General features: G+C 69.9%; 27 protein-coding genes and 2 pseudogenes. 8 read left to right on the top strand and 21 right to left on the bottom strand.

The window, feature by feature from the left end; genetic code table 11:
• Nucleotides 1–42: 42 nt before the first annotated feature.
• The 5 genes from ACZ7RU_RS01255 to ACZ7RU_RS01235 form a co-directional block, all read right to left on the bottom strand.
• Nucleotides 43–2,103: a hypothetical protein gene (locus ACZ7RU_RS01255; RefSeq protein ID WP_470338884.1), complete on the bottom strand. Its 2,061-nt coding sequence runs from the start codon at nucleotides 2,101–2,103 to the stop codon at nucleotides 43–45.
• Nucleotides 2,100–3,545 (bottom strand): Scr1 family TA system antitoxin-like transcriptional regulator, encoded by a 1,446-nt coding sequence (locus ACZ7RU_RS01250; RefSeq protein ID WP_470338883.1) that lies wholly within the window; start codon nucleotides 3,543–3,545, stop codon nucleotides 2,100–2,102. The genes ACZ7RU_RS01255 and ACZ7RU_RS01250 overlap by 4 nt, the downstream gene beginning before the upstream one ends.
• Before the next feature lie 139 nt (nucleotides 3,546–3,684).
• On the bottom strand, nucleotides 3,685–4,182 hold the full coding sequence (locus tag ACZ7RU_RS01245; RefSeq protein WP_470338882.1) for a hypothetical protein: 498 nt from the start codon (nucleotides 4,180–4,182) through the stop codon (nucleotides 3,685–3,687).
• Nucleotides 4,183–4,379: 197 nt separating this feature from the next.
• The gene (locus ACZ7RU_RS01240) at nucleotides 4,380–4,718 is read right to left on the bottom strand and encodes a hypothetical protein (RefSeq protein WP_470338881.1); all 339 of its coding nucleotides are present in this window, start codon (nucleotides 4,716–4,718) and stop codon (nucleotides 4,380–4,382) included.
• A gap of 462 nt (nucleotides 4,719–5,180) precedes the next feature.
• Nucleotides 5,181–5,786, bottom strand: coding sequence for an ATP-binding protein (locus ACZ7RU_RS01235; protein WP_470338880.1), 606 nt, complete (start codon nucleotides 5,784–5,786; stop codon nucleotides 5,181–5,183).
• A 325-nt stretch (nucleotides 5,787–6,111) separates the two neighbouring features.
• Between ACZ7RU_RS01235 and ACZ7RU_RS01230 the strand changes: the two genes are divergently transcribed.
• Both ACZ7RU_RS01230 and ACZ7RU_RS01225 read left to right on the top strand, forming a co-directional pair.
• Nucleotides 6,112–7,434 (top strand): helix-turn-helix domain-containing protein, encoded by a 1,323-nt coding sequence (locus ACZ7RU_RS01230; protein ID WP_470338879.1) that lies wholly within the window; start codon nucleotides 6,112–6,114, stop codon nucleotides 7,432–7,434.
• A gap of 33 nt (nucleotides 7,435–7,467) precedes the next feature.
• Nucleotides 7,468–8,367 (top strand): phosphotransferase family protein, encoded by a 900-nt coding sequence (locus tag ACZ7RU_RS01225; protein ID WP_470338878.1) that lies wholly within the window; start codon nucleotides 7,468–7,470, stop codon nucleotides 8,365–8,367.
• A 30-nt stretch (nucleotides 8,368–8,397) separates the two neighbouring features.
• Here the strand turns inward: ACZ7RU_RS01225 and ACZ7RU_RS01220 are convergent, their stop codons facing one another.
• From ACZ7RU_RS01220 to ACZ7RU_RS01180, 9 genes are all read right to left on the bottom strand, one after another.
• A complete protein-coding gene (locus ACZ7RU_RS01220; protein ID WP_470338877.1) occupies nucleotides 8,398–8,850 on the bottom strand; it encodes an ASCH domain-containing protein in 453 nt (150 codons plus the stop codon).
• A gap of 31 nt (nucleotides 8,851–8,881) precedes the next feature.
• Nucleotides 8,882–9,685 carry a hypothetical protein gene (locus tag ACZ7RU_RS01215; protein ID WP_470338876.1) on the bottom strand — a complete coding sequence of 268 codons (804 nt, stop codon included), beginning with the start codon at nucleotides 9,683–9,685 and terminating at the stop codon, nucleotides 8,882–8,884.
• Nucleotides 9,682–10,008 (bottom strand): hypothetical protein, encoded by a 327-nt coding sequence (locus ACZ7RU_RS01210; RefSeq protein ID WP_470338875.1) that lies wholly within the window; start codon nucleotides 10,006–10,008, stop codon nucleotides 9,682–9,684. The genes ACZ7RU_RS01215 and ACZ7RU_RS01210 overlap by 4 nt, the downstream gene beginning before the upstream one ends.
• A gap of 82 nt (nucleotides 10,009–10,090) precedes the next feature.
• Nucleotides 10,091–10,324, bottom strand: a complete 234-nt coding sequence (locus ACZ7RU_RS01205; protein ID WP_470338874.1) for a hypothetical protein — start codon at nucleotides 10,322–10,324, stop codon at nucleotides 10,091–10,093.
• Complete coding sequence (locus ACZ7RU_RS01200; protein ID WP_470338873.1) at nucleotides 10,324–11,373, bottom strand: major capsid protein; 1,050 nt, start codon at nucleotides 11,371–11,373, stop codon at nucleotides 10,324–10,326. Before ACZ7RU_RS01200 ends, ACZ7RU_RS01205 begins: the two co-directional genes overlap by 1 nt.
• A gap of 12 nt (nucleotides 11,374–11,385) precedes the next feature.
• Nucleotides 11,386–11,805 (bottom strand): head decoration protein, encoded by a 420-nt coding sequence (locus ACZ7RU_RS01195; RefSeq protein WP_470338872.1) that lies wholly within the window; start codon nucleotides 11,803–11,805, stop codon nucleotides 11,386–11,388.
• 135 nt (nucleotides 11,806–11,940) lie between these two features.
• On the bottom strand, nucleotides 11,941–12,564 hold the full coding sequence (locus ACZ7RU_RS01190) for a hypothetical protein (RefSeq protein ID WP_470338871.1): 624 nt from the start codon (nucleotides 12,562–12,564) through the stop codon (nucleotides 11,941–11,943).
• A gap of 92 nt (nucleotides 12,565–12,656) precedes the next feature.
• The gene (locus ACZ7RU_RS01185) at nucleotides 12,657–12,977 is read right to left on the bottom strand and encodes a helix-turn-helix domain-containing protein (RefSeq protein WP_470338870.1); all 321 of its coding nucleotides are present in this window, start codon (nucleotides 12,975–12,977) and stop codon (nucleotides 12,657–12,659) included.
• A 275-nt stretch (nucleotides 12,978–13,252) separates the two neighbouring features.
• On the bottom strand, nucleotides 13,253–15,097 hold the full coding sequence (locus tag ACZ7RU_RS01180) for a hypothetical protein (protein WP_470338869.1): 1,845 nt from the start codon (nucleotides 15,095–15,097) through the stop codon (nucleotides 13,253–13,255).
• 65 nt (nucleotides 15,098–15,162) lie between these two features.
• On the opposite strand from ACZ7RU_RS01180, the pseudogene ACZ7RU_RS01175 reads away from it, so the two are divergent.
• The 3 genes and pseudogenes from ACZ7RU_RS01175 to ACZ7RU_RS01165 all read left to right on the top strand — a co-directional run.
• Nucleotides 15,163–15,294, top strand: a pseudogene (locus ACZ7RU_RS01175) (IS5 family transposase); the annotation flags it as partial.
• An 86-nt stretch (nucleotides 15,295–15,380) separates the two neighbouring features.
• Nucleotides 15,381–16,174, top strand: a pseudogene (locus ACZ7RU_RS01170) (IS5 family transposase); the annotation flags it as partial.
• Between the two features lie 103 nt (nucleotides 16,175–16,277).
• Nucleotides 16,278–16,877 carry a hypothetical protein gene (locus ACZ7RU_RS01165; protein WP_470338868.1) on the top strand — a complete coding sequence of 200 codons (600 nt, stop codon included), beginning with the start codon at nucleotides 16,278–16,280 and terminating at the stop codon, nucleotides 16,875–16,877.
• Between the two features lie 805 nt (nucleotides 16,878–17,682).
• Here ACZ7RU_RS01165 and ACZ7RU_RS01160 read toward each other — a convergent pair.
• The 3 genes from ACZ7RU_RS01160 to ACZ7RU_RS01150 all read right to left on the bottom strand — a co-directional run bounded on the left by ACZ7RU_RS01160 (nucleotide 17,683) and on the right by ACZ7RU_RS01150 (nucleotide 20,112).
• Nucleotides 17,683–17,937 carry a DUF6193 family natural product biosynthesis protein gene (locus ACZ7RU_RS01160; RefSeq protein WP_470339298.1) on the bottom strand — a complete coding sequence of 85 codons (255 nt, stop codon included), beginning with the start codon at nucleotides 17,935–17,937 and terminating at the stop codon, nucleotides 17,683–17,685.
• A 91-nt stretch (nucleotides 17,938–18,028) separates the two neighbouring features.
• Entirely contained in the window at nucleotides 18,029–19,564 is a 1,536-nt protein-coding gene (locus tag ACZ7RU_RS01155; RefSeq protein ID WP_470338867.1) for a terminase large subunit domain-containing protein, read from the bottom strand.
• On the bottom strand, nucleotides 19,561–20,112 hold the full coding sequence (locus ACZ7RU_RS01150) for a hypothetical protein (RefSeq protein WP_470338866.1): 552 nt from the start codon (nucleotides 20,110–20,112) through the stop codon (nucleotides 19,561–19,563). The genes ACZ7RU_RS01155 and ACZ7RU_RS01150 overlap by 4 nt, the downstream gene beginning before the upstream one ends.
• A 748-nt stretch (nucleotides 20,113–20,860) precedes the next feature.
• Between ACZ7RU_RS01150 and ACZ7RU_RS01145 the strand changes: the two genes are divergently transcribed.
• A complete protein-coding gene (locus ACZ7RU_RS01145; protein WP_470338865.1) occupies nucleotides 20,861–21,103 on the top strand; it encodes a DUF397 domain-containing protein in 243 nt (80 codons plus the stop codon).
• Between the two features lie 95 nt (nucleotides 21,104–21,198).
• Entirely contained in the window at nucleotides 21,199–22,146 is a 948-nt protein-coding gene (locus ACZ7RU_RS01140; protein WP_470338864.1) for a helix-turn-helix domain-containing protein, read from the top strand.
• Between the two features lie 15 nt (nucleotides 22,147–22,161).
• Here the strand turns inward: ACZ7RU_RS01140 and ACZ7RU_RS01135 are convergent, their stop codons facing one another.
• From ACZ7RU_RS01135 to ACZ7RU_RS01125, 3 genes are all read right to left on the bottom strand, one after another.
• The gene (locus tag ACZ7RU_RS01135; RefSeq protein WP_470338863.1) at nucleotides 22,162–22,974 is read right to left on the bottom strand and encodes an SAM-dependent methyltransferase; all 813 of its coding nucleotides are present in this window, start codon (nucleotides 22,972–22,974) and stop codon (nucleotides 22,162–22,164) included.
• Between the two features lie 216 nt (nucleotides 22,975–23,190).
• Entirely contained in the window at nucleotides 23,191–23,616 is a 426-nt protein-coding gene (locus tag ACZ7RU_RS01130; RefSeq protein WP_470338862.1) for a sigma factor-like helix-turn-helix DNA-binding protein, read from the bottom strand.
• A gap of 805 nt (nucleotides 23,617–24,421) precedes the next feature.
• On the bottom strand, nucleotides 24,422–24,841 hold the full coding sequence (locus ACZ7RU_RS01125; RefSeq protein WP_470338861.1) for a hypothetical protein: 420 nt from the start codon (nucleotides 24,839–24,841) through the stop codon (nucleotides 24,422–24,424).
• Between the two features lie 412 nt (nucleotides 24,842–25,253).
• Between ACZ7RU_RS01125 and ACZ7RU_RS01120 the strand changes: the two genes are divergently transcribed.
• Nucleotides 25,254–25,889 (top strand): transglycosylase family protein, encoded by a 636-nt coding sequence (locus tag ACZ7RU_RS01120; RefSeq protein WP_470338860.1) that lies wholly within the window; start codon nucleotides 25,254–25,256, stop codon nucleotides 25,887–25,889.
• Nucleotides 25,890–26,264: 375 nt separating this feature from the next.
• Here the strand turns inward: ACZ7RU_RS01120 and ACZ7RU_RS01115 are convergent.
• Nucleotides 26,265–26,617, bottom strand: a 353-nt coding sequence (locus ACZ7RU_RS01115; RefSeq protein ID WP_470338859.1) for a tetratricopeptide repeat protein, incomplete at its 5' end; no start/stop codon positions are given.

The following is a 26,617-nucleotide window of genomic DNA, read 5'->3' as shown; positions in this document are numbered from 1 at the left end:
TGGTCGGATCAGCCGCAGTTTCACCGGCCCGGACGGTGAGGGTCAGAGCGTGACGCCGAGCCGTTGGGCAGCGTCGGCGACGAGCTTCAGGTCGGAGGGGCTGCCCGCGTACATCCGGCGGGAGAAGCGCAGCAGCTCGGCGGCTTGCTCCAGATGGCCCTGCTCGCCGGCCAGTTCGCCGGACCATCGCAGGACCCGACCCTGCCATGGCCGCGCGTTCTCGGTGACGAAGTGGTTCATCGCCTGGGCGAGCGCGGTGTCGGCGGGACCGTACGATCCCCGCAGCGCGTGGATGCGGCCCTCCCACGCCCGGGCACGGCCGGCGTTCAGGCCGTCGCCGGAGGCGGTCAGCTCCTGCTGGGCGTCGCGCAGGTGCGCGAGCGCGGTGCTGTCGTCGTCGAGGTCGTGGAGGGAGATGGCCAGCGCGACCCTGGTGACGCCGGTGTCGCGGGTGGTGCCGAGCGCGGAGCGCCGGTGCAAGGCCTCGGTCAGGTAGACGCGCGCGCGTTCCGGATGGCCGCTGGCGTGGGTCGCGACGCCGAGGTCGTGCAGGTGCTGCGCCTGGGCGACGAGGTCCTCGTCCTCGGTGGCGAGCGTGAGGGCCGCGTTGCAGTCCTCGATGGCTCCGCCGTGTTCGCCGACGGCGCGTCGTACGGTGGCGCGGGCGCCGAGCAGGTCGCGCAGTACGAACCGGCTGCTGGAGGCAGGTGCGGTCCGGGCGAGACGCTGGGCGGCGGGGATCGCGAGGTCGTAGGTCCACAGCCACAGCTGGTAGGGGCGTTGGCGCAGCAGCCAAGGCCACCAGGCGTGGGCGAGGTGCGCGGTGACGTCGTCCAGGCCGTGGGCGTCAGCGGTCTCCAAGACGGGGCGAAGGTAGGTGTCGCAGCGCGCGTACCAGGCCAGGGCCGCCTGCTTGTCGGTGAGGGCGGCGCGATGGGCTGGCGGGTGGAGGAGGTGGGGCTCGGCGGTGCGGCGGTAGGGGTGCAGGACGCGGGAGGCCACGTGGGCTTCGGCTACGAGCCAGTCCAGGGCTCGGCGGCGGACGGTGTCGACCGTGCTGGTGCTGTCCGCCCGTCGGCTTAGGGCGGCGGCGTGGCGGCGGCCGCCCGCGCTGGCGAAGGTGTAGTCGCCGTCGTCCACGGGGCGGAGGAGGCCGGCCGCCGCGAGGTCGGTGAGGTGGCCGATCGTGGCCGAGGGGTCGAGGCCGGTAGCGGCGCCCGTCATCGCGGTGTCGATCCGGGTGCCGGGCAGCGGGAGCGCGCCGAGGGCCCGGTAGAGGCGGGCGGTGTCCGGGGCGAGGGCCTGGTAGGTCTGGGCGACGGCTGCGGTCACGGCGGTCTCCAACGGTGCTGCCGACGGGGTGGTTTGGAGGGGGCGGAGGTGTCCGGCGGCCAGGTCGGCTCCGGCGAGGGCGAGTGCGAGCGGCACGCCGCGGCAGCCCTCTGCGACGGCCGCGAGGTCGCACGCCTCGGCCGCTTTTCCGGCGGTGTCCGCGAGGAGCCGACGGGCGGCGTCGGGTGGCAGCGGGCCGAGCACTTGGTGGCGGGCGCCGTCGGCCAACAGGCCGGTCAGCGGGCGGCGGGCGGTGATGACGACCAGCGACCCGTCGGCGGGCAGCAGCGCCCGCACTTGCTCTTCGTCGGCAGCGTCGTCCAGCAGCATCGCCACCGGCCGGGAGGCGGTGAGGGTGCGTAGCAGGGCCCGGGCTTCTTCAGGGTCGGCTGGGGGCTGGTTGATGCCGAGAGCGCGCAGGTGGCGGGCGGTGACGTCGTCAGGGTGGGCCGGACTGGTGGTGCTGTGGGCGCCGAGGTCGACGTGCAGTTGTCCGCCGGGCAGGGGGCCGTGTTGGTGGAGGAGGTGGAGGGCGAGGGTGGTCTTGCCGATGCCGGCCGGGCCGGTGATTAGGACCGGCGGCGGGTCGTTGCGGCGCAGCACTTCGGCGAGGTCGGCGGTGAGATCGCACCGGTCGACCATGGGTCGGCGGCGCGGGAGTTGACGTGGGACCGGGGGCGGGGGCGGGGTGTGCAGGGTGATGCCGCCGAACACGGTATGCGCTTGTACCGCGGCTCCGTGCACGGTGCCGGTGATCGCGTTGTGGGTCACCACCGCGCACCCCGGGGGAGTTCTCCGGCTGCCGCGCGCTCCAGCAGCCGGATGCTCTCCTCGGGCAGCGTGGCGTGCTCCAGCGCGGCGTGCGGGCGGAGGTCGTCGCCGCCACGCTGGTAGGTGATGTCGAAGAGGCCCCACACCGCGATCAGGGTCCGGCTGTCGCGGAAGGCGAGTTCGGCGGTGTCCGAAGTCAGGGCGACCCCGCTGTCCGGGGTCAGGATGCGCACCCGCAGGCCGGTGGTCCGGGCCAGGTGGGCGAGGTGGAGCATTTGGTCTGCGTGCACCTGCGGGTGGTCGTCGGGGCGGTGGAGCAGATCCGCGTCGAGGAGCAGCGTCGTGGGCGGTGCGTCCGGGGCCCGCAGGCGGCTCGCGAGGGCCTCGGTGCGGGCGGCGGTCACGTGTCGCAGCCAGGCCAGTACCGCGTGCGGGCGAGTGAGCAGGTCCGCGCGGTAGGCCCGGCACAGCTGGCAGCCTCGCTCTGGCGCCGACCCGGGGCGGGCCGCCGCGCCGGCCGGGATCCGCAGCCGGGGCGCCTCCTTCTCCGTGACAGCCTGGTCGTAAGCGGGCACCCGCAAGGCCGCAGGAATGAGCAGGGCTCCGACCAGCAGCACGGACGACGCCCGCTCTTCAAGGAGCTGGTAGCGGTGTGCCCGGGCCGGGCCGCGGTCCATGAAGTAGCTGGGCCTGCTGTGGGCGTTGACCGTGAGGCAGTGCTCGAAGTCAGCTGCGGCGAGCGCCCCCAACCCGTAGGCACGCAGGACTGCGGGCAGGTGCCCGTCCAACATATTCTCTCGCAGCACCGTGCTGTGCCCCGCTTCCAGGGCTTCGACGTCGATGTCCTGGAAGGCGGTGGGAAGGCGCCCGGTGACATCGGCCCGGGCCAGGCCCTGGCACTCGCGCAGGTGTCTCAGGTGACCGCCCAGGACTGCGTCGGCCAGCACCGAGCCGCGCCAAGGCAGTTCTGGGACCGTCTGTGGTGCGGGTGAGCGTGGCACCGGTATCAACGGGACGTGCTCCACGGTGCAAAGGCGCGCTCGTCCGGCGCCCGGCCCGGTAGTGTGGGCGGCGATCTCCTCCAAGCACACGACCGTCACGCACACGCGGCGTACCAGGTCCAGCCCCGCCAGATGCTCGCCCTGCCGCAACGCCGAATCGGCTTCGTGGAGTTCGTCCGCCAGCATGGTCAGCAGCACCGGCCGCGGTCCGTCGCCTTCGGTACGGCGCAGTCGGCAGGCGGTGACCTCCAGCACCTCCGCGAGCCGCTCCACCGACGGATCACCCAGGTACGGACCGCCCAGGCGCGGTACCTCGTCGGCGATCCGGTCGAGCGCGACTCCGAGCGGCAGCAGCGGCACGCCGTCCGCGAACGTCACACCGTCCAACTTCTGCGCGGCCCATAACTGAAGGACCTCGAAGCGGGGACCGTCGGTTGTCACCGGTGCTCTCCTATATCGGCGTGAGAAGGGGGAGGTGGGTCGACCGCCCCGAGGCGGCGCGAGCGGGGCGCGGTGGCATCCCGCTGCCGGCCACGACCGGAGGTCGGCCAGCAGCGGAAGGTTCACAGGGCCGGGTCTGTCACCCGGCCGAGGCGAGCGGGCTGAGGGAGAGAGCCAGGGCCTCGGCAAGACGGTGCGGGTCGGTGAGCACCGCGCAGTGGCCCGGCAGCGACCTCGGCGGACGCAACCACCTGCGCCCGACCGCGCGCCTGCCGGGCGACGGGCACATGACCACCGGTGGCGGGTCCTGGCACCGGCCGATCACCTCGACGTCGGCCCCCTGCCGAATCGGCGGGTCCCCGGGCACGAAGACGTCGACGACGCCGGCCCACTCGTCGACGATCACCGGCCCGACCAGCCCGGGATCGTGCGCGACCAGCACGGCGACGGCGGCTCGGCCCAGCGGTTCCGGTATTCGTACAACCGCGGCGGCAGTACCGAGCGGGACGGGGACTGCGTGACCATGCGCCCAGGCCAGCCAGGTGCCCTCCGGGTCACGGGTGAGTCCGGCAATCCAGCGCATGCCCTCGATCACCTGACGCAGGTGGCTTTGGGGAACGACAGTGGTGGGTGTCATCTCGTTCTCTGTGTCGGTAGTTGGTTGACGGTCCGAGGTGCGGGGCTGGCCTTCCCTGTGGGCGTGCGGGGCGCCCTGCCCCGCCCGTCTATGCGGTGTGACCACGACGGGTCACCGCTGGCGGCGGTCCACGGAGCGGGTGGCGGTGGTTCCCCGTTGCCGACCGCGAGCTGTCCAGCGGTCGACAACGGGGGTCTTCAGGCACCCAGGTAGTTCCGTGCTCGGGCCCGGTCCAGGGCGATGGCCAGGCGGTAGGGGTCGGTCATTACCGGATCGGCGCCGGGCAGTGCCCTCGGCGGACACAGCCAGCGCCGCTGGCCGCACTCGCGGTCCGCCGGCGGGCACTTGACCGTCCGCTTCGAGACGTCGCGGCCGTCGACAAGCTCGGTGCCGGGGCCCAGCCACACGGCTGGGGCGATCGGCAGGAACACCTCGACGGCGGAGCGGCTGACAAGGACCGGGCCGAGCAGCTGCGGCACGGTGCCGGCCAGTTCGGCGACGGCCTCGGCGCCCAGGTCGCTGGGGAGCCGCGCCACGACGAAGCCACTCCCCACGGGAATCGGCGCGCATTCCCCCTTTGTCCACGCCGTCCAGGCCGCCGCCGGGTCGCCGGTGCGTCGGCTGAGCCAGCGCATACCCGAGATCACCTGGTTCAGGGGCCAGGCCGTAACGACGGTCGTTGAGCTCATCTCAACCTCTGTACAGGGGAGTTGTGAATGTCGTGGGCTCGTCCGGACCAGCCGGACGTGGATTGAAGGCACGTTCCGCTCACGACCGCGTCGTACGGACCGGGCATTCGGCTGCGAGCCTTAGACCTCCGGACGCGACGTAGCGCGACGGCCAGGTCCTCGTGGCGGGTCAGCGACCCGGGTGACCATCGTGATGGCCTTTTCGTCAGGGGAGTTCGAGGGGAGTTGACCGGCTACTCCTGGCCGGAGAGGGCGTCAGCGGCCAGGGGCCCCGCAGGTCCGGCACGCACCGGACCTGCGGGCCGCTGACTACGCGGCGGCGCGTCCCTTGGGGCGCCGGCCGGGCCGTCGCCACCTGGCCACGCCCCCGTCGGCGAGCAGGGGCACGGCGCGCAGGGGCGGTATCGCGGGCGGTGCAGCGGCTTCCAGTGGCACTTCCGCCGCATTGGCGGTGACCTCGCCTGAAACCGTCGACTCCAGGGCCACGATGACGTCAAACCAGACCGACCAGCCCGTGGGGCGACCCGCAACGTCTCGGCGCTGGTACCAACCAGCGTCGTCGGCGTAGCCGATCACAACAGTGACCCCTCGGCCGCTGAGTGCGGTCAGGTTCTCGGCCCGGCTGCCCATGTCCGGCACCGTCAGGCGCGGGTCGGTAATGGTGATCCGGAGCCGACTCTGCCGAAGGTCCAGGTCGCCGTCGATGGCCAGCTCGGCGTCGCGGCTAGCATGCGTGGCGTTGAACTTCACCGCATTGTCGATGAACTCCGAGGTGCACAGGCGGACGGCGTACGCCTGGTCGTCGTCGAGGGTGACCCCGTCAAGGCTTTTCACCTGTTCGAGGAGCAGGTTGCGGATGGCACCCGCCGAGGCGGTTCTCAGCGGTGTCGTGATCTGTAAGACACGGCGGTACATGGCAGATCCTCCGGCTGTGCATGGGCAGGTATTCCCGGGCCGTTGGCGAGGGTGTTGGTGAGCGATGGTCATCGCGTTCCACAGAGATTCGCTGCGGCAGGACAGGGAGGCAAACGGAAGAAGTTGCTGGCGCGAGTTGGTATTGCTGGCGCGCACGCGGCGGCGCGTCGAAACAGCAACAACTTGCTGTCACTGACACTCGGTCAATAAATCGTGGGGGCTAGCCTGGTCGTCACAAAGGAGGTGGACTGTGAGCCACAGACCGTCCTGCGCAGCGCGTACTAGGGCCACCGCCACTGCGGCCGGCCGGACGATCGAGGAGACGGTGGCCGTGATCGTTAACTGCTGCGGGGTGACACCCCTTCGCGGTCACCGGCTCGCCCGTGGGTGGACGCGCAAGCAGGCCGTCGACGAGCTGGTCGCCCTGTGCGACAGGCTGACGCTCGACCGCCCGAATTTGGATCCCGAGCAGTTGGGCGCATGGGAGCGGAACGCCCGGATGCCGCGCGCGCAGACCATCGACCTGCTGTGCCGCCTCTACCAGACTGACGCAGAAGGACTTGGGTTCACCGGCGGCTACCGGACAGGTGCACACCTGTCGGTGCCCCCATTTACCCCTCCCACTCCGCCCGGCCTTCTGGCGCCCAGGCGTCCAGTCACGTCTTCGCCCCTTGACGCTGGTGATCCGCTCGATGCTGCGGCCCGTTCCCACCGGCGCGCCATCGAACGCACTCTGGCCAGCACAACGCTCACCACCGGTGAACTGGAGTCGCTGGACGGAAAACTCTTCGCCCTGAGACGGGACTATGTCTTCGATCCCCCCATGACGATGCTGGCCCGGTTGCTGGCCGCCCTGGACGAGGTCCGGCAGTACTCCGAGGAGCGTCAACCGGCGCTCGTTCAGGTCCGCCTGTCCGAGATGATCGCCGTGCTGTCCACTTTGACCGCAGACGCACTGATGAAGCTGGGCCGGCGGGAGCAGGCCCAGGATTGGTATGGAACCGCGAAGTCGGCAGCGGATGACAGCGGCAACCGCGAACTGCGCACAAGGGTGAGAGTGCAAGCCGCGATGCTGCCCTTCTATTACGGACCGCTTACCGAAGCGGCAGCACTGACTCATGAGGCCGTACTCCTCAACCGTGGGCGGCCGTCTGCAACGGGGGCGTTCGCTGCTGCAGCCGATGCGCGAGTCAGAGCACGCCGGGGCGATGCCGAAGGTGCCCGCGCTGCCATCGCGCAGGCCCGCGCAATGTTCGAGCGCGCCCAGCAAACGGCCCCTGAAGACGACGCCTGGGCATTTCCCTACCGCCGGCTCCAGCTGTACCTGTCCGGCGCCTACACCGCGCTCGGAGACACGGTGCACGCCGGCCGGGCTCAGGAGGAGGCGCTGAGCCTGTACCCCGACCACACTGGCATCGACCCGGCGCTGCTGCGTCTGGAGCAGGCCATGTGTCTTGTTCGCCGGCGAAGCGTATCCGAGGCCTGCCAGCTGGCGAGGGACACCTACTTGGCAGTGCCTGAGGACCACCGCACTCAGATCCTGGGCGCCCGTGCGGCAGACATCATCAAGATAACGCCAAGCGCGGTGCGGCCCCGTGCGGCCCGAGAACTCGGCGAACTTCTTGCTCTCCCACTCGGCCGGACGTGACAGACAGTTGCTCTGCCCGGCAGCCTGGCAGGCATGAGTGCTCCGATTGTCCGAATCGGCGGCTTCGCCGAATCCGAAGTTGTCACGGTCCTCAACGCCGCATGCGACCAGGCCGGGCTTGACCCGACCGGCGCCGAGATGCTGCGCGGCCACACTAACGCCGTCTACCTGCTGCCGGCCGCCGGGGCTGTCGCCAAGATCGCGAGGGCGGGCACACCTTTGGAGAGCGTCCGCCGCACGGTCCAGCTCGTTCGGTGGCTTACCAGTATGAACTTCCCGACCGTCGAATTGCTGCGGGTTCCGCAGCCGGTCGTTGTCTCCGGTCATGCCGTGACGTTCTGGCAGCACCTCCCCCAGCACCGAACAGTTCCGGCCGCGCACCTTGCCGCTCCACTGCGTCTCCTTCACGGACTTCCGATGCCTTCCTTCGATGTCCGCCCCGTCGACACCGCCGCGGCCATCAGGCAGTCGATCGCGGCGATCAGCGCGCTGCCGCCGGAGTATCTCGTCTTCCTGGCGGACAGGTTGGACGAACTGGAAGCGGACCTCGCCCAGGTGGAGTACGTCCTGCCGGCTGGGCTATTGCAGGGCGACCCCCAGCACCGGAACGCCCTGCACTGCGGAGACGCTGCGGTCCTGTGCGACTGGGACACCGCCTGCTTCGGGCAGCCCGAACTCGATCTGGTCACAGTCGAGATCCACTGCCGCCGATTCGGCTACGGCCGCTCCCACTACCGCGACTTCGCCGACGCCTACGGATTCGATGTGACATCGTGGCAGGGCTACTCCGCACTATCCGGACTCCGCGAGCTGCGAATGATCACGACCAACGCCAAACGGGCGTCCGTCGGCAGCGCGACGCTCGCCGAGGTGTGTCGCCGGATACAAGGTCTACGCTCCAGCGACGACGAGCTCCGCTGGAACATCCTCTGATCCGACAGCTGGTCATCACTGCGTGATGCGCTACCAGGCCGAGCAGTCGAAAGCCTGCCGTGCGATCTCGATGGCGAGCACACCGCGCTGTTCCTTCTCCGCCGAGTAGATACCCAGCAGGACCGCGAGGATGCCGTTACGGTCGGTGGTCGGGTTGATCGCGATGGGATCTTCGTGGTCGAGGAGGGCGGCGAAGCTCGGGTAGCGGTCAACGCGGACGACGGCGCAGGTAACCGGGCTGGCGTCGTCGGTACGGAAGGTGATGCGGTCGCCGGCCCTGATCGTGGCCTTGGTGGGGCTGGCGGTACGGACTTCGACGGTCTTCTCCCCGGAGGCGACAAGGCGGTGGTACTCGGGTAGGAGGTGCAGGTCGTGCGTCGTGCTGGGGTTGCGCAGATCGGGCAGGGCCCGGCGAGCGACCCGGTCGAGGTGCGCGCGGAAGACCGTCGCCGCCTGCGGGGTACGGCTGCGCAGCGCAACCATGGCGCCCACGGCCAGCCGTGAGCGCCGCGTGTCACTGCTCGGCTGTGAGCCCGAATCGGCGGCTGCACCGGGGGTGGGAGATCGGCCACTCGGCGGCGTCCTCGACTGCTCGCGGGGTCTGCGTGGCCTTGTCCGGGTCGGCGTGGCTGGTCCAGCCGCAGTCGTACCCGTCGAGGACGTGGACGTGCTGGATGCCGTACTCACGGGCGGCGTTGAGGGTGCCGGCGTTATAGGCAACGGCGGAACGGGCGAGGACGGCGGCTTCGGCCCAGGCCCGCACGGGCATGCGGGCGCCGTTGCGGTAGACGACGTGGTCGAGGCGGTAGGCCGCAGCGAGCCGTTCGGCGAGGGTCCGGGCCGCGGCCGAAGACCCGGCGCGGTCGACGGCGAGGAGCGGCAGGTCGTGGCGGGCGGCGGCCCGGGCCGACCGGTAGAAGGCACCCGCCGTCCGGACGGCCTCCTGCGAGCGGTGCAGCAGTTCGCCGTAGGTGTCGGCGGTTAGCTCCCCCACGGCGCCTTGGTGGGCCGGGGTCCAGGCTAAAGTGCGGCCGAGGCTCACGGCGGCGTCCCGGGCGGCCTGTTCGTAGAGCCGGGGGACCTCGTGGTGCGCGTAGTCGCGGATCACCCGGTCCACCGTGTGGTGGAATATGCGGACCGCGTCGGCGAAGTCGGCAATCACGGCGGCCAGTTGGGCGGTGCGGCGGCCCCGGGAGAACGCGGCGAGGACGGCGGCCTGGGCGCCGGCCAGGTACTCCCAGGCGGCCGCGAGTTCGGCGGAAACGCCGTCCTCGTCCTCGTGCTCGGGGCCGTCGGCGTTCGGGTCGGCGTGGTTCACCGGGTGCGGCGTGCGGGCACGAGGGTGGCGGTGTCGAGGTGCGCTGCGGCGTCCTCTCCGGGCGCGGTCTCGTCCGGGCCCAGGACGTTCTGGAGCTGCGCGAGTTGGCGTTCGATGCCGGTGAGGTTCGCGGTGCGGTCGACGGTGACGACGCCGTCCACGACGAGGCGTAGCGGGTCGGCGAGCAGCGCGGCTCGGCGTTCGGCCAGGACCTCGGCGGCGACGACGCGGGCGCTGCCGAGGCGGTTGTACCGGGCGGTGAGGTCGTCGGTGTTGGTGGTGCCGAGTTGGGCGTGCAGCCAGGCGAGGACGGCGGGGTCCACGGTGGGGGTCCGATCGTCGGGTGTGGCGGGACCGGCACCCGGGCGCGTGGCGGGGGTGCCGGTCCTGTCGGTGAGGTGGTGGCTAGTCGGTGTCGGTGCGGGCCTTGCGGGTCCGCGGGGTTCTGGCCGGCGGCTGGCTGCCGTCGGCCTCCGGGCCCGGGGCGTGCTGGTCGTCCGGGTGATCGGAGGGATGCCAGGCGTCCGGGTTGGTGATGAGCTTGGCCAGTTCCGGGGGCGGGATGTGGCCGGGTAGCCGGACGACGTGTTCTCCGGTGCCGGGGTGTTGGAGGTGGACCGCGTAGGCGAGAGGCCGCATCACAGGACCTTGGCCACGACGTGGCAGTCCGGGGTGTGGAGGACCGGCATCGCGACGGCCGCCCCCTTGGTCCAGATGGAGACCGGGTCGTCGGTGACGCCGCGGGTGAGGATGATGCCCGGCGCATCCTCACGGACGATCTCGGGGTTCGTTCCGCGCGCGAGGACCAGGGCCTCAGCGGTGACGCCGTAGAGGGTCTGGCCCCACTTCGCGCGGTCCGGCGGCAGCATGATCCACCGGTCGTCGGGCAGCACCTTGGTGGCGGTCCCGTCGACGTTGACCTGCGCCTTGTAGAGGGTGACCGGCGGCAGGCCGTAGTCGTTGCGCACCGCGTTGACCTCGGACACGGTCAGGGTGCGGGTCGGCGTGCTGGACGGGTTGACGCTGCGGTAGTACGCGGCCCGGTAGGCGTTGTTGCGGGCGAGCTGGGAGAACACCTTCTTGGAGGTGAGGACCATCTCCGGCTCAGGCGCGCCGAGATCGTCCAGGTAGGACAGCCAGCCGAGTTCGTCGGCGAGCGGGTCCGAAGCCGGGTCGCTCCAGGGCTTCGGCGCCACTGGCATGTTGCCGGCGGGCACGCCGAAGTCGATCTCGATGGTGAGACCGGCTTCGTTGTCGAGGGTGAACTTGCCGTCGGTCAGCACGTCGCCGGCGGCGAGTTCGAGCCGGGAGCGGATCGCCTCGATGTGCCGTTCGGCGTCGTCGAACAGCAGCTCCAGCAGCCGGTCCTGGTCGGCGCCGTGGGACTGCTCCAGGAGGATCTGCTGCTGCTCACCCACGGTCAACTTCTGGCCCAGGGCGGGAAGCAGTCCTTCGCGCGTGGTCTCCCACGCGGTGCGGTCGGCGAAGGCCACGCTGGAGTCGTAGGCGCGGTACTTGGCGGTGTTGACCCGGCGGCCGTTGCTCTTGATCCGCCACTTGACCTCGTTGGTGACCAAGGTCGGGAAGACCACGCTGGTCAGCAGGAAGTCGGACGGGGAGGGGATGGCGCGGGCGAAGGTGGTGAGGTCGGCCGCGGACACACCCTTGACGAGGTCCTGAATCGTCATCGCTCAGGCCCCCTACACGAACCGGATCAGGGCGCCGCCAGGCGCCGCCGTGATCTTGGTGGTGTCGATCCCGCCGGGGATCTTGGAGGCGCGGGCAACGCCGTGCCACAGCAGGGCGCACGGGATCCGCGTTTGGCCCGGCGCGAACAGGGCCTCGTCGAAGACCAGGCCGGCCAGGACCTGGCGGCCGTCGGTGGCGGCCGGGTCGTACGGCCCGTACAGGCCGGACGCGGTGATCTTGCCGAGGGGCAGGCCGGACTGCAGGCGGCTGTAGGGCTGGGTGGAGTCGGTGGACGCAACGTAGTGGGTGGTGGCGACGAGCTTGGACGCGTCGACGGTGACCGTCTCGGTCTGGTCGGTGCCGTGGGTGGACGCGAGCCAGGGGCGTCCGGCGGTGTACGTCGCCGAGGTGGTGATCGGCTGGGTGGTCAAGGGAGGTGATCGCCTTCGCGGGAACTGGCGGTCACGCACTCACCTGCTGGTGGTGCCGTCCACGTCGGTGGTGCGGGGCGTGGTCCCCTGGTCCCGGTTCACTGCCGGGTCAGACGAGGGGGTGCGGCCGATTCGTCAGGCCGTGAGGTAGCCGCGGCGCTTGGCCATGTCCAGGCCGAAGGAGCTGGCTGCGGGGGCCTGGCCGCGCGGCGGCGGCCCGCCGGCGGGCGACCCGGTCGGCGCGGGCGGAGCGGTGGTGGGTGAGGCTGGGCCGAACAGCTCCGGGCGGCGGTCGGCCAGCAGCTTCGCCGCGTCGGCGACGGCGTGCTCGTCGGCGTCGGCGGCAACGTCGAGGAGACGGATCGCATCGTCGAGGTTCTGGCCGGTCGCGCCCAAGCGGCTCAGGGCGGAGTGCCGTACGGCCTGGTGGAGTCGGTCGAGGGCCTGCTGCTCGCGCTGAAGGGCCGCCTGTTCCCGCTGCGCGGCGGCCTGCTCACGGCGCTCGACCTCCCCGAGGGCCGCCTGCTCGGCGGCGCGCTGCGCCTCGACCCACGTCTGGAGTCCGGCGATGTCCGGGAAGCCGAGGTCGGTGACGAGCTTTCGCAGAGCGGCACGTTCGCCCTGGGACTTCTCCCGGGCAAGGAGCTTCGACAGGATGTCCTGGGTGATGAGCGTGCTACCCGGGTCAGTGCCAGCTGGGGGCTGCACTACGGCTGGGTCTCCGGCGGGCGGGGTCGCCTGGGACAGGGGTGCAGTCATCGGGTTCCTCCGGCAGAGCGCCCCCGCGCCGGTGTTCAGTCTAACCAGGTGCGTTTCCGACCCCGGCGGTAGACGGCGGGCCAGTGCCCGGGTCAGGCCGTGCCGACCCCCTGAGGTTCCTCGAACTCCCTGCCGTCGGCACTGATGATCTTTGAAACGGCGGCCTGGCTGATCTCGGCAGCATCGGCGAGCTCCTCCTGTGTCCATCCGCCTTCGGCATAGGTCGACCGGATGACCCGACCTCGTTCCCGCCTGGCCCTCTCGCCGTCGGCCATCTTCATCGTCAGTCCTGCGAGATGCGCGCGTGTCATCATCCGCGCGGTCTCGGGGTCATTGATGATCGCCCGGGCCCTGCGGCTGCGCTCTTCCCGGTCGATCTGCTCGCCGTCACCGCTGGTCTCGCGATGGTTCATCGACACTCCCCATGATCAACATAACGAGGTTATACAACCAAGTTATATCAGAGAACAGCCAGCCCCACCCCCGCCACTGCGGGTTCCCCCACGGGAACCCATGCACCAGCGGCCCATTGGGTTCCCCCACGGCAACCCAACAGGTTCCCTGAGGGAAACCCGCTGGGTTCCCCCCGGGGAACCCCTTCCTTCCTTTCTCCTTACCTCCCTCCCTCCTACCCCCCAACCCCCCACGGCTGACGCCGCAGGGGGCCCGGACAACCCCTCAGGAGCGTTCAGGCCGCCTCCTGGGGGATCTTGTGCCCAGGGCCCCTTCCGATGGGCGCAGCGGGCACCGCGGGGCCTTCGGCGGGCAAGCCGAGGAAGTCGCGGACGGCCCCGATGTCACCGGTGGCATCGGCCAGGCGGGCAGCAGCGTCGAAGGCTCGGGCCTGGATGCGGCGGACCTCGTCGGCGATGTCGGTGATCGGGAACCCGGCGTCGGACAGCATTCGCACGCAGGTCTCCAGGCTGAACAGCCCGGCCTCGTAGCCCTTGACCGCGAGGTCCAGGGCCTCTGCCTTGTCGGTGGGTAGGTGCGGGCCCCACACGATCTGGGCGGCCGGCAGCTCCCCGGTGGGCCAGCCGACCTGACCGGCCTGGAAGAGCCGCGCGGCCATCTTCAGCAGCAGCTGGTACTTGTGGGCGCGGGCGAGGCGCATCTCCCCCACCAGGGCGCCCAGCGGGCCCAGCGACAGGGCCAGGGCGTAGCCCGACGGCACCTCCGACGGCTTCACCAGGCCGAGGCCAGCGGCGGTCAGCCGGGAGTTCGCGGCAACTCGGTCAAGGAGGTGGTTGGTGCGCTCCCGCAGCTCCCGCAGCTGCGGGGACGTGTCGAGGGCGCTCATCGAGCCGCCCTCGCCCAGCGACCACACGGTGCCCGCCTCGACCTTCAGCGGCAGCGGAGCGCCGGTGCGGTGGCCCTTCGGCAGCCGCACACCCGACAGCGCGACGATCGGGGTCCCGGTCGTACCGGAGGTCGCCGAGGAGTCCGTGTCCGTCGCGGAGAGGTCGTCGAGAGCCTGCATCACCCGGGAGGTCACCGGCTGCCCCCAGTGCTCCCCGACCTCGACGATGGAGTTCGTGACGTGCACGACCGGTACAAAGTCGATTTGTAGATCCAGTGCCTGGAGGACTTCGCCATCCCCGCGCACCCGGTACCGGGCCTTGTCGGCGGGCAAGTTGTAGACGGTGTGCCTCGCCTTGAGGTCTTCGAGGAGCCACTCGGCGTCGGTCAGGTAGCACGTCACGGTCGACGCCCGGTCCGGCGCCCACGGGTAGGTGCGGAACACCGTCCCGTCGGCGCCGTCCGCTCGGTCCCCGGGTAGCAGAAAGGTCTGCCCGCCCTGGCTCGTCAGCCACTCCCGGTGCGGCCCGCCCTTCTCGGGGACCACCGAGCGGGTAGCGCCGGCAATCGGCCCCAACTCGTAGGTGATCCGGCGGATCCGCGCCTTCTGGCCGGTGGTCGGATCCTCGGGCAGCTCCCACGCGAAGTGCACCGTGGTGGGGAACTGGCCGCCGTCGGCCTCCTCGTCGGTCCACACCGGAAAGAACCAGCCCGGGTCCATCGTGCGCAGCTGCGGCCGCCCTGCCACCGCGTCCCAAGCCAGAGTGTAAACACCGTCGCCGTAACGCACCGCGGACCGCTCGCACTGCTGCATCCGCATCGGCAGCAGCTCCCGCCGCGCCCACTCCCGCAGCCGGTCCTGCACCTCGCGGGCGAGCACGGCCTGCGGCGTCGACTGCACGCCGTCGCCATCGCCTTCGGCGCCCGGCACGACGATGGACTGCGACGGCCCCAGCAGATAACCGAGCGCAGCCGCGACCACCTTCGCCGGGTCACCCAGCTCCCGCCGGTCGAGGGCCTTCTCGTCCCCGGCCGCCGCCGCCAGCTGCCCGGCCTGGTTGTGGTCGTAGGCCGCAAGGATCTTGTACGTCTGGAGTCGACGCAGGTCCTCGGGTGGTATCCAGCCGGAGGCCAGCTCGCCGAACGGCCCGACCCCGCGGCGCGGAGCGGTGGCCATGACCGGCTTGTAGTCCAGCCACGACCACACGTCGATGATCAACTCACGCAGGCCCACGAATGCTGCCCTCCCAGGCAACCAGACCCCACGCCGCAGATCAGCCTAGCCCGCCGGAGGCTAGGAACCACCGCCGCCCGGTCCGCGACTCCGAAGCCCTACCCGCCCGCTCCGAAGCGGAGATTCACCTCACGGTGATCGACAACATGACCCGCCGCCTCACCAACGAATCAACGCCAACTTGGCGAGGCACCTGAACCGGACATCACGGAACCCGCGAGATCAAACGCCCTCAGACCGCGTTTGAGATCTTCCCGCTGCTGAGGCGTTCGTTGAGCTCACTGTGAGCGATGTTGGGGGTGGGTATCCGTCGGACCTGACGGACGAGCAGTGGGCGCTGGTGGAGCCGTTGCTCCCGCCGGCGAGGGTGGGGCCGAAGGGGGGTCGGCGGGAGAAGCATCCGCGGCGGCGGATCGTGGACGCGATCTTCTACGTGGTGCGGACCGGGTGCGCCTGGCGGCAGCTGCCGAAGGACTTCCCGCCCTGGCCGACCGTGTACTGGTACTTCACCTGGTGGCACGACGACGGCACCGTAGAACGCATCCACGACGCCCTGCGCGGCAAGGTGCGTGAAGCCAACGGCCGTGACGCGGAACCGAGCGCCGGGCTGATCGACTCGCAGTCCGTCCGCACCGCCGACACTGTGCCCGCTGCCACCCGGGGCTTCGACGCCGGCAAGAAGATCAAAGGCCGCAAGAGGTTCATCGTCACCGACACCCTCGGCCTGCTACTCGCCGTCCACGTCGTCGCGGCGAGCATCCAGGACCGCGACGGCGCGAAACGGCCTCTGCTGTGGACCAGGCTCGACCACCCCAGCATCCGGAAGGTCTGGGCCGACCGGGCGTCGCCGGCCGCCTGGTCGACTGGGCGGCCACGATCCTCGGCCGCGACCTGGAGATCGTCCACAAGGAACCCGACCAGCGCGGATTCCAGGTCCAGCCCAAGCGGTGGGCGGTAGAGCGCACCTTCCCCTGGCTCACCGCCCACCGCCGCCTCGCCCGGGACTACGAGACCAGCCCGGCCCACTCCGAGACCATGATCCGCTGGGCGATGATCGGCATCATGGTCCGCCGACTCACCGAGGCCGGGCGGCAACCCGCCCCGGTCCGCGCCTGCTTGTCCACTGCAGTCCGATTACCCCCAGCTGATCGTCCGTTCCGGCAAGGGCTACTGTTCCGCCGTGATCGACATCGAGGGAGCCCGTCTCGGGGCCGAAGCCGCCCGCCGCCTGTGGCAGGCCGACTGCTGCACCATGGAACCCGGCCTCAGCGAGGCCGAGTTCGAGCGCATCGAGTCGGAGTACGACATCCAGTTCTCCGATGACCACCGCGCCTTTCTGGCGGCCGGCCTGCCCGTCTGTTCGCCACCCGAAGAAGGCGCCACCTGGGACAAGCCCTGGCCCGACTGGCGCAACGGCAACCCCGACGAACTCCGGTCCCACCTCGCATGGCCGATCGAGGGAGTACTGCAGGCCGTGGAGCACGGCTACTGGCACACATCGTGGGGCAAACGCCCAGCTGAACCAGAAGACGCCCAGGCTGCAGCACAGACGCACCTGACAGCGGTGCCCCAACTGGTGCCGCTGTACGCCCACCGGTTCCTTCCCGCAGGCAGCGGAACCTACGGGCACCCAGTCCTCTCGATCTGGGGCACGGACATCATCTACTACGGCGAAGACCTTGCCGAGTACATCAGCGCCGAGTTCGAAGAGGGGTACGAGCACCCCGAGACCTGGAACCCGCGACCGAACGTCCCCTTCTGGCAGGACTTTATTCAGTAGGCCAGTGGCTTGCTTGAGATCTCAAACACGGTCTCACAGACCCGTCTGGTGTGCTATCTGGGGATCCCAGGAGGTAGACCCGGCCACCCCGGGTAGGGAGCCGGAGGAGGAGGCTGAGGAGGCTGGTAGACGGGCGGGTCGTACCTAACTGGATTGTTCGAATGGCCGGGAGCAGGCCCGCGGACGAAGGCGAAGACGATGATCACCGCGATGAATACGGCTACGAGGGCAAAAGCGACCCAGCTCAAGATGAGCAAGAGTCCACTTAGTCGCTGAAGTGCTGCTCGGCTGCTCCGCATAGCCACCTCTACGCGCAGGTCGATTAGCGTCCGCCTTCATGATGCCCTGGCGCCAACCCAAGCACTCGCCCGTAATTCGCAGACTTTCGTAACGAGTTAATGTCTGCCGTGCTGTCGTCCGTGACTGACGAAGCAGCGGATGCCGCGCCTCACACATGAGTGCCCCAGCGAGCGCCCACGGCGTCGCGGGCATTGTGGCCGCGCTCGCGCGGTTCGTCTGGGCCGGCGCGATGCCGGGATGCAAGACCATCACCTCGGTCCGGTTACCACCGGGGATCATCTGGCCCTCGCGCTTCACCACGGCGTCGACCTGGGCGGCGCGTGCGAGCCGGGCCGCACCGTCCACCCAGGCGCCGGTAGCCCGGTCGTTCTCGCCAATGCGGTCGACCCCCCGGTCCACCAGGCCGCGAGCCTCCCCGCGTCCTCGCGCCCACGGACTGCCGCCTCACCCACCCGCCCAGGCCAGCGCCCGCTCGTAGGCCCCGCATCCCGATAAGTTGTCTGACTCAGCTGAGCGGTTCGACGACATCGGGTGTTCCGTCAATGGCGGGACCGCAGTCCGCAGGAAGGTGCGAGACCACGAGCTCCACGGCCTCATTGGCTGTAAGAGAGCCAAGGATCTGCCCTCCCGGCCCATACAGCCGAATGACGCGGAACCCTCTCTGGTCGGGAAAGATCGAGGGCACGTCTCGCGACCAAGAGAAGCCGGTACATCGGCTGAACTGAAGCGATCCATGACTGACGAGCGGAACAGGGCAGATCTCAAACAGCAGCTCGGGATCCCGTCGGAGTTACGTCGACAGCCTTCCGCCGCGCCGGCAGCCCCGGCAGGCGGAGCCTGGCCGTATGCGATCACCGGCGGCCGCCCAGCCGGTTGTCGTCCATCGCCTGCACGAGCACGTCGAGTTGCCCGGCACCGGCCAGCTCGGTCATCCCGTGCACGGCGGCATCCATTCGGTCGGGGCTGTCCATCCCGGCGACCCAGGTCACCATCTGGCCTTCCAGCTCCGGGTAGTACCCCACGTGGTGCACTCGGCCCTGCTCATACAGCTGCGCCACCGGCTCGGCGCGCAACCTCTTGCCGACCTTGGCGTTGACCTCGACGATCAACGGCATCAGCTGACCGCGAGTCTCCCCTTCGCGGGCGAGCTGGTCCCACGCCTGCGAGACGATCTGGGCGGCCATGTTGCCACCGTAGTTCGCCTCGACCACGATCGCGTCGGCGCGCAGCCGCAGCGCGAGCCGGCAGGCGGTGAGGCCCCAATCGTTCGCGCCGAGGGTGCCGGACTCGTCCGCGACGACGTACAGGTGGTCCTGGTAATCGAGGCCGAGGCCGACGATTCCGGTCTCGTCGTTGACGGAGCTCTCGCCGCCGGACGGGTCGACGACGACGACCACCCGGGCCAGTTCGACACCGGAGAACTCGACGGCCGTGATCCGGGCGGTGTCGATCCACGCCCGCCGCCACACCCCACCTTCGACAGGGCGGGGCCTCTGCTGGAACAGGCTCGCCCACACCCGCTCGCCGACGGCACGACGGATCCCGGCGAGCGCCTTCTTCCCGTACCGGGCGGGCCACAGCGGTTCGCCGGCCTTCCGGCCGAGCGCGTCGTCGGGGCTGTCCGCGATGGCCGGCAGGTCGATGATCGTCCAGTCGGACGCCGTCTCACCGGCGAGAATCCGCCCCGCGAGATCATCCTCGTCCCAGCGGGTTTGGATGACGATCACGCTGCCGCCCGGTTCGACGCGGGTCAGCAGAACGGCCTGCCACCACTCCCACAACCGTCGTCGCATCGTGGGCGATTGGGCGTCTGCGGCGTCCTTGATCGGGTCGTCGATGATCGCCAGGTTCGCACCTTTGCCGGTCAGGCCGCCGCCCACACCGGCCGCGAACAGGCCGCCCTCCCGGCCCGCGATGTCGAACCGGTTCGCGGCCTTGCTGCCCGGGTGCAGGGTGACGCCGAGCTGCTCGCCCCAGGTGGTGATAGCGTCCCTGATCCACCTGCCGTGGTCGTCCGCAAGGTCGGCCGAGTACGACGCGATCATGACCCGGTGGTCCGGGCGCTGGAGCAGGTACCACAGCGGCGCCCACCTGGCGGCCCGCCGGCTCTTGCCGTGCCGCGGCGGCATCGTCAGCAAAAGGCGAATCGTTTCTCCTGCGACGATGCGCCGGAAGGCATCGTCGATCAGGTCCAGGTGCCGGGCCTGCATCTCCCGGCCCTCGGTCAGGACTGCGGCGAGCGAGCCCGGCGAGTGGCGCAGCGCGATGTCGCGTTCCACCGCCGCGAGCCGGGTGCGCAACGCCGGTGAGGCCTGCGCGGCGATGGCCCGGCGCCTTTTGGCGGGCAGGACCCGGTACTGCTCGACCAGGTCGTCGGTCCGGCTCACTCCTCGTCCCGGGCGGCGGCCGGGTCGGTCAGGGCGATCAGCGCGGTCAGCTCGTCGCTGGTCGCGTCAGCCGCAACCTCGATCGGCCCGCCGTCGTGCCCGGTGATCTCAGTGCGCGCCGGCTGATCCAGGCCGAGGAGCCGGGCCCGGCGCTCCATGATCCGCAGCGCCCGGTCGATCGCCTGGAGTTCTCCGTCGCGTACCGCGCGCCGGTAGGCAACGAGGTAAAGCCGGTCGAGGCGGGCGTCCTCCAGTGCGCGCAGCGCCTCGACATCGGCCTGCGCGGCGGCGAGCCGGTGGTCGAGGGCCTCGGTGACGTCGCGGTTGACCGAGCGCACCAGCGTCTCGTCGTCCGGACCGGGCCGCCGCTTGAAGTACAGCTCGTGGCCGTACCCGAACGGGTAGGCGATCCGGTCCGAGTTGACAGCCGGGTCCGCGGCGAGCTTGCGGCCGACGGTCAGCGGGTCAGCGCCAGCGAGACGCAGTTCGACGGCGTCGGCCCGCCGCTGGGCAATCGCGGCGCGCTGGGCCCGGGTGGGGCGGGGCATGGGCACAGGTCCTTCGTGGCACGCCCCCGCACCACCACCCATGATCCACCAAAGAGTGACCCTGCTGATCCGCCCACCGAGCGCGTTTCCCGCAGCGCCGCGCCGAGCCCGGCGAGCGGGCCCTTGCTTGCCTTCCTTCCCCGTTGACGGACGCCAAGGAGGTGGGATCGTCATGCGTGACTGACGTCACGTCAACGGAAGCGGACCGACCTCCGTCCGGCCGCTCCCGGAGCCTTGCTCCTGGCCGACGCCGAGGCAGCCGCTCCCCTGCATCCGTCGCGGCGAGTCGGTGAGCTCCACCGTGCTTCCGCCCGCCGCCGCAGCCCCGGCCGTCGAGGTACGGGTCATCACCCAGGCTCAGCGATCGCCCGGGTCGAAGAACCGGGCCACGAACCGCCGTCGCCACGAGCACGTCCACCCTTCCATCGGCCGAGCTCGCTGCCCGCGCTCGCGCTTGCCGGCCCCCCGGCCGGGCGCAACGGCGTCAGCCCGCCCCTCCGGTTCAGGATGTCCAGGGTCAAGGGGAAGGGCGCCAAGCCCTCGCACCTCCATGACACCCTGGTAGCAGTGATATCAGCACAATATTTTCGTCACCCATTTGGCGGGCCCTCCGTTCGAATATCGAGGACTACTCTTCATTCTCGACCCCGAGGAAATTTCCTCAAGAAATTTCCCGACTCGGCCACCTGCACGACTGCGTGTCCGGTCATATTTTTCGGGGCATCCAGAATTTCGAACACGAGAGGGGATGATCGCTGTGGCGGAACACTGGAACGGGATGCCGGCCGGGTCGATCGACGCGGTCTGGGTCAAGAGCAGTGCAAGCTCCCCGAACGGCCAGTGCGTGGAGGTCGCACCCGCTCAGGGGGAGGTGGCCATTCGGAACTCGCGCGACAAGGATGGTCCCGCACTGTTGTTCACGAAGGCCGAGTGGGCCGCGCACCTGGTAGGTGTCAAGGCAGGCGAATACGACCACATGGTCACCAGCTAGAATCCCTGCGGGAATACAAGCGGCGGACGCGCGGACCCGAATTTGTGAGACCATGAGACCGTTTACCATCCGGTCTCTCTCACACTGGGGCCCGCGTGTCCGTTTTTGACGCTTCCGAGGCATTTGAGGATGGTGTCCCGGCAGGCCGCCCGGACGCCAACCCGGAGAAGAACCCCACAGCGGCGGCCGTACTCTTCCGAGCCGCGCTCCGATCACTGCGGCTGAGCCGCAAGATGAAGCAGTCCGTCGTCGCCGCCGGCAGCAACATGTCGCCCTCGAAGCTTTGCAAGATCGAACTCGGAACCGCGAGCGCACAAGCCCGGGATGCGGAAATCCTCGCCGACTTCTACGGCCTGCCCCCTGCGCAGAAGGCCTGGCTGGTGACGCTCGCCAAGCAGGCCAACAACCCGCCGGCGTGGCAGCAGGCGGGTCTCGTCGCCCCTCCCTTCATGGAACAACTGGTCGGCCTGGAGCCCGCGGCCGTCAGGCTGTGGACGTACGAGGCAGACCTCATCTCCGGACTGCTACAGACCGAGGCCTACATGCGGGCGGTCATGGCCAGCAGCCAGCCGCCACTCGGCGCCGAGGAAGTCGAGGAGCGGGTGAAACTGCGCCTCTACCGACAGGTCAAGGTCCTCCCCGACCCTCCGGAGTGCATCTTCCTCTTCGACGAGAGCATGCTGCTCCGTCGCATCGGCAGCCGGGACACCATGGTCGAGCAGATCGACTACCTGATCGACGTCGCTGGCGAGCCGGCGATCCAGATCCGCATCGTCCCCCTGGACGGCAGGCAGGTCCTGTCGGGAGTGTGCTCCATGACGCTTCTCGACTTCGGCAGGGAGACCACCGGCCTGCCCTCCGTGATCTACCTGGAGGTCGGCGACACCGGCAAGTACTTCGTCAAGGGCATCGAGCCGGACGAGAAGGGCGCGCCGTCGTTCGACCGTCACAGCACTACCCTGACGATGCTCCTTGGGCAGGCCGCCGACCGTGACGAGAGCCTGGAGATACTGAAGACGGCCCGGCAGCGGTTCCTCCGCTGACGGGCCTTCTCTGCCTCATGGGATACGGGCGACTCCGCCGAACTCGACCCACTCGTGTGTCGCCTGCGGCCTGCGCAGATCGGAGTTCGGCCGCCAGTCAGTGACGTCCACCAGGTAGGGATGGAGGACGGCCAGGCCGCTGAAGTAGCGGCGAACATCGTGCTTCTCCCGCACGCGCCCCCAGTGGCCGCCCGTGCCGCGGTCCATCAGGTCGGTGGCCTCGCGCCGGACCCGCTCGTCGTCGCTCACCAGCTGGCAAATCACCAGATAGCTTCCGGGAGCAAGGTGCTGCTGCATGCGCCGGATCATCGCCTCGGGTTCTTCCGCGTCCTTCAGACAGTGGATCACGGATACCCACAAGGCAGCCACAGGCCGGGCGAAGTCGATGAACCCGCCTCTGGAGGCCTGCTCGACGATCCGCTCGGTGTCGGTCATGCTCGCTTCGATGAACCTGGTGCCGCTGTTCACGTCCAGCGAAGTGCGACCGTGCGCGATCACGATCGGGTCGATGTCTATGTAGGCGACCCGCGCATCCGCGCATACTTCCTGGGCCACCTGGTGCACGTTGGGCCTGGTCGGCAGGCCCGATCCGTGATCGAGGAACTGGGTGATCCCGCGTTCGTGCGCGAGGAAGCGTACGACTCTCTCTAAGAACCACCGGTTGTTCAAGGCTAGTTCGCGACTGCTCGGAGCGATCTTTAGGAGGTCTTGGCAGGCCTTCCGATCCGCTTCGAAATTCAGCTCGCCGCCGAGCAGCCAGTCGTACATGCGCGCTGCGCTCGGGATGGAGGTGTTGATGGCATGCTCGCGCCCACTCTCGGTGCCCACGGCGCCCCTTCCGTGGCCGGATCAACCCAGGGTGCTCCCCGGGCAGTTGGGGACCAATCGTAGGGGCGGGCAGACGGATTCACCACGACGCCGGGCGGGTGGCCGAAGCACCGAGTAGCGCGCCCCGGCGGACGGGGGCGTATTTACGCAGGTCGCGCGCCACCCCGCTTCGCCAGACGGGTGTTCAACGAGCAAGTGGAGGCTCGACATTGAGTGTCATGAGCGCGCGAGGATTCGAAGTGCAGCACGCAGTTCCACTTCCACGACCCCTTCGCTGACCCCCATCAGCCGGGCAGCAACTGGAAGATCGAGCCCCAGCCGGTAGCGCAGGAGAACCACGTCGGCAGCAATCGCTGGAAGCACCTCGTGCAGCCAGTCCGCTGCAGGACGGCTACCCTCGGTGCGCTGCGAGACGGCGCCCCGCAGCAGGGCCCAGCACACCGCGGTCGGTTCGGGGCACCCCAGCACCGTCTCCCAGCCGGCCTCGACGTAGCCGAAGGTCCACGCAACCACCTCGGCCGCGGGCCCTGCATCCCGCAGTCGCGCCCGCGCGTACATGCCGTATTGCTCCCGGTACAGCTCGACGAAGCCCTCGAAGCCACTGCGCGCCTGGGAACTCCTGCTCCTCGTCGCCGCTTCCAAAAGCCCTCCTGGGGGCCGACCTCGCGAGTACCAGCGCATGCCTCCTCCTGCCGTTGATAGACCCGATCCACACAAAGGACGGGGCGGTTCTCCCCGGCCGGGGAGAACCGCCCCTCAGCGGTCAGACCACACGCACTCGCCGAACGCGGACAACGATCTCCCTGGTGAAGTGGAGCAGGCACATGAGCATCGCTGCCCGGGAAGCGGCGATGGGGCCGTCGCCCAACGCGACCCACATGATGAGCGGGACCGCGAGTAGGCCACTTAAACGTCCGACGACGTCGATTACTCCGAACGAGCACAATGCCCAATCGGGAGGGAAATCGCTGCTAGCTTGTGCGGAATCGGAGCGCGGGAGAATCCGCTGCCGCGCTCCGCGGAATCGGTCGAGCATGCCTTCATCTCTTTGTACTTGGTCGGTTTCGTGTTCGACCCCCGGGCGCGGTGGGGCGTTACCGCGCCCGGGGTTGAGCCGGGTTGACCGGCATGGACTCAACCTACCGGCAGTTCTGCCCCGCAAGGGGTTTGAAGCCGAACCTCGCAATTTCCGCTTGAGCGAACCAGGATCTTCGAACCGGGGTTCGCCTGAACAGTTCAGAAGGCGACACACCGCATCCGTCTCCGAACATGTTCTCCTCACGTCCGAAGTTCCGGACCCGCCCATTCCAGATATTCTCAGGGACTACGGGGCCTACGGACGGACGCCTTCACCTGCTCGCCGGTGAAGGCGCACGGATCGACTCCCTCGCGGTCGGCCATGAGTTAGACGCCGAATCCCACCGGGCAGTATCGCGTCGGAGCCGCGTCAGGCGGTCTGGCTCATGCGAGCGAGCATGGCTGTGAGGCGGCGGACGGCGGCTTCGGCGTCGGCGAGTTCATCGAGGCTGGGCAGGACGGCGCCGAAGGTCCGGCCTTCCGGTGCGTCGAGGGCGCGCCAGCGCAGGACCGGGGTGAGGACGCTGGCACACCGGGCGAGGAACCAGGCGAGCTGGCCGTGGGTGCGGGAGACAGTCAGTGCGAGGGTAGCGACGGCTTCGCGCAGAGCGGCGAGTCGATCGATTCGCGGCAACCGCTGCTGCACGTCGGCGGGGCCGACGGCCTCCTGTAGGGCTTCGGCGGTCCGCGCCGCGAGCTCCGAGTCCCTCGGGCTGAGCTTCCAAGTGCCGTCCGTGAGCTGACTCTCCGCTTCATGGACGACCACGTTGACTGCCCCGAACGTGCCCATGGCGGGCAGCCTACCGGCGAAGCGCGTCGCGTGACTGCCCGCAGGGCTTCGCATGGCGCTCGACTACACCGTCGGCTCGTGAGTTGCAGACACTGATCACAGTCCCGTTCCCGTGCCATCCGGCCCGATCGGTCCGACGAGGCGGCAGCGTCATCCTCAATCAACTCACCGCACTCCGGAATACCATCTCGTGCCCCCTGGGCAGGCAATGTCGAGGTTGCCCCAGTTGGCATTGCCGCCGCCGTATCCGTCTCACCGGCGAGTCACCCTCTGCTGGTCGGCATTGGAGTGGTGTCAGGCCGCCGCTCGGAGGAGGAACGGTCCGGCCAGCGGGTAGGCAGTCTTCACGTGGGACGGATTGGGGACCGGCGCTTCGGCGTCCGGGTCCTTGTCCCCGAGCTGTGGAGCTTCCATGTCCTTCGTGCCCGCGTCCGTGCGCCGTCTGTTCGCCGTCCTCCTGCCCGCCCTCCTCCTCCTCGCCACGGTGTTCGGCGCCCTGGGGGCGCCGCCCGCGGCCGGAGCGCCGGCGGGCGGGAGCACGGGCACGGGTACGGACTGGGACGCGCTGGCCCGCTGCGAAAGCGGCGGCCGGTGGGGCGCCAACACGGGGAACGGCTACTACGGGGGCCTGCAGTTCGACGCGGCGACATGGCGTGCCAACGGCGGGCTCGCCTACGCGCCGCGCGCGGACCGGGCGACGCGGGAACAGCAGATCGCCGTGGCCGAGCACCTCGCCGAGCGGCGGAGCCTGGCACCGTGGCCGGCGTGCGGCGCCCGGGTGGCCCGGGGCGCCGACCGGCCCACCACTCATCAACGAGCCGACAGGCACGGCCACCACCCGGTGCCGGTCCGCCAGCACGCCACCGTCCCGGCGGCCGCGAACCCTTCGGACACCTGGACGGTGGAGGAGGGGGACACGCTCAGCGGCATCGCCCAAGAGCTCGGCTTCCCCGGCGGGTGGCCCGCCCTCCACGACCTCAACCGCGACACCGTCGGCAGCGACCCCGACCTGCTGTTCCCCGGCCAAGTGCTCGCCCTCAAGTCCTGACCCGCCGTCGGCCATCCACCGAGACCGCTGCCGGACTCACCGACGCGGACCCACGAGCACCCGGGCGGCACACCGACGCCATCGCCCGTACGTCCACGACAGCGGAAGCTCCGCGCTCCGGCGAGACACAGTTCAACAGCGTCGGCTTCCCCCTTCCCCGCTGGTCGTGGTCTCGTCCCGCGCGCAGAGTCGCGTCCGCCGCCAGGTCGCCGGAGCGCCTGGTCCACCAAGCCGCGAGGGCACTAATCGGGACGGCCAGCACGGCGGCGAGAACGCTGCCGAGATCCACCAAAGTCATGAGCTGATCCTGCCCACGCCGCGGTGCGGCGTCGATGTCCCCCGCCGGGAGCGTGCGGCTGTAGTCGGCTCACCCGCCTACGGGTCGAGCCCTTCGAGCCAGACGGCCACGTTCAGGGACTGCTGTAGCTCTCGTTCGAAGGCGTTGGGGTACGCCTCTGTGAGGGCGCGATAGTGGCCGACGGCTTCCTGGGCCGCGGCCAGGCTTTCCTCCCGCCGACCAGCGGCGCGAAGGTCGATGGAGAGGTTGTTGAGGGCGCTGGCGAGGTGGGGTAGGTGGGCGTCCGGGCTCGCCTCCGCCAGGGCCCGGTGGATGGTGACGGCTTCCTGGACCGCGGCCAGGCCCTCCTCCCGACGACCGGCGTCGGCGAGCCGGTTGGAGAGGTTGTTGAGGGCGCTGGCGAGGTGGGGCAGGTAGGCGTCCGGATTCG

The sequence above is a fragment of the Kitasatospora sp. NPDC114501 genome, assembly GCF_055633695.1.
The sequence above is the reverse complement of the archived record's forward strand: the minus strand, read 5'-3'. Positions and strand labels throughout refer to the sequence as shown.

Excerpts from the sequence above, each read along its gene's own strand:
- ACZ7RU_RS01145 (WP_470338865.1), top strand. The coding sequence starts at position 20,861 with ATGATCGCTGTGGCGGAACACTGGAACGGGATGCCGGCCGGGTCGATC.
- ACZ7RU_RS01220 (WP_470338877.1), bottom strand. The coding sequence starts at position 8,850 with ATGGTTGCGCTGCGCAGCCGTACCCCGCAGGCGGCGACGGTCTTCCGC.
- ACZ7RU_RS01125 (WP_470338861.1), bottom strand. The coding sequence starts at position 24,841 with ATGGGCACGTTCGGGGCAGTCAACGTGGTCGTCCATGAAGCGGAGAGT.
- ACZ7RU_RS01185 (WP_470338870.1), bottom strand. The coding sequence starts at position 12,977 with ATGAACCATCGCGAGACCAGCGGTGACGGCGAGCAGATCGACCGGGAA.
- ACZ7RU_RS01205 (WP_470338874.1), bottom strand. The coding sequence starts at position 10,324 with ATGCGGCCTCTCGCCTACGCGGTCCACCTCCAACACCCCGGCACCGGA.
- ACZ7RU_RS01200 (WP_470338873.1), bottom strand. The coding sequence starts at position 11,373 with ATGACGATTCAGGACCTCGTCAAGGGTGTGTCCGCGGCCGACCTCACC.
- ACZ7RU_RS01235 (WP_470338880.1), bottom strand. The coding sequence starts at position 5,786 with ATGTACCGCCGTGTCTTACAGATCACGACACCGCTGAGAACCGCCTCG.
- ACZ7RU_RS01245 (WP_470338882.1), bottom strand. The coding sequence starts at position 4,182 with ATGACACCCACCACTGTCGTTCCCCAAAGCCACCTGCGTCAGGTGATC.
- ACZ7RU_RS01120 (WP_470338860.1), top strand. The coding sequence starts at position 25,254 with ATGTCCTTCGTGCCCGCGTCCGTGCGCCGTCTGTTCGCCGTCCTCCTG.
- ACZ7RU_RS01190 (WP_470338871.1), bottom strand. The coding sequence starts at position 12,564 with ATGACTGCACCCCTGTCCCAGGCGACCCCGCCCGCCGGAGACCCAGCC.
- ACZ7RU_RS01150 (WP_470338866.1), bottom strand. The coding sequence starts at position 20,112 with ATGCCCCGCCCCACCCGGGCCCAGCGCGCCGCGATTGCCCAGCGGCGG.
- ACZ7RU_RS01225 (WP_470338878.1), top strand. The coding sequence starts at position 7,468 with ATGAGTGCTCCGATTGTCCGAATCGGCGGCTTCGCCGAATCCGAAGTT.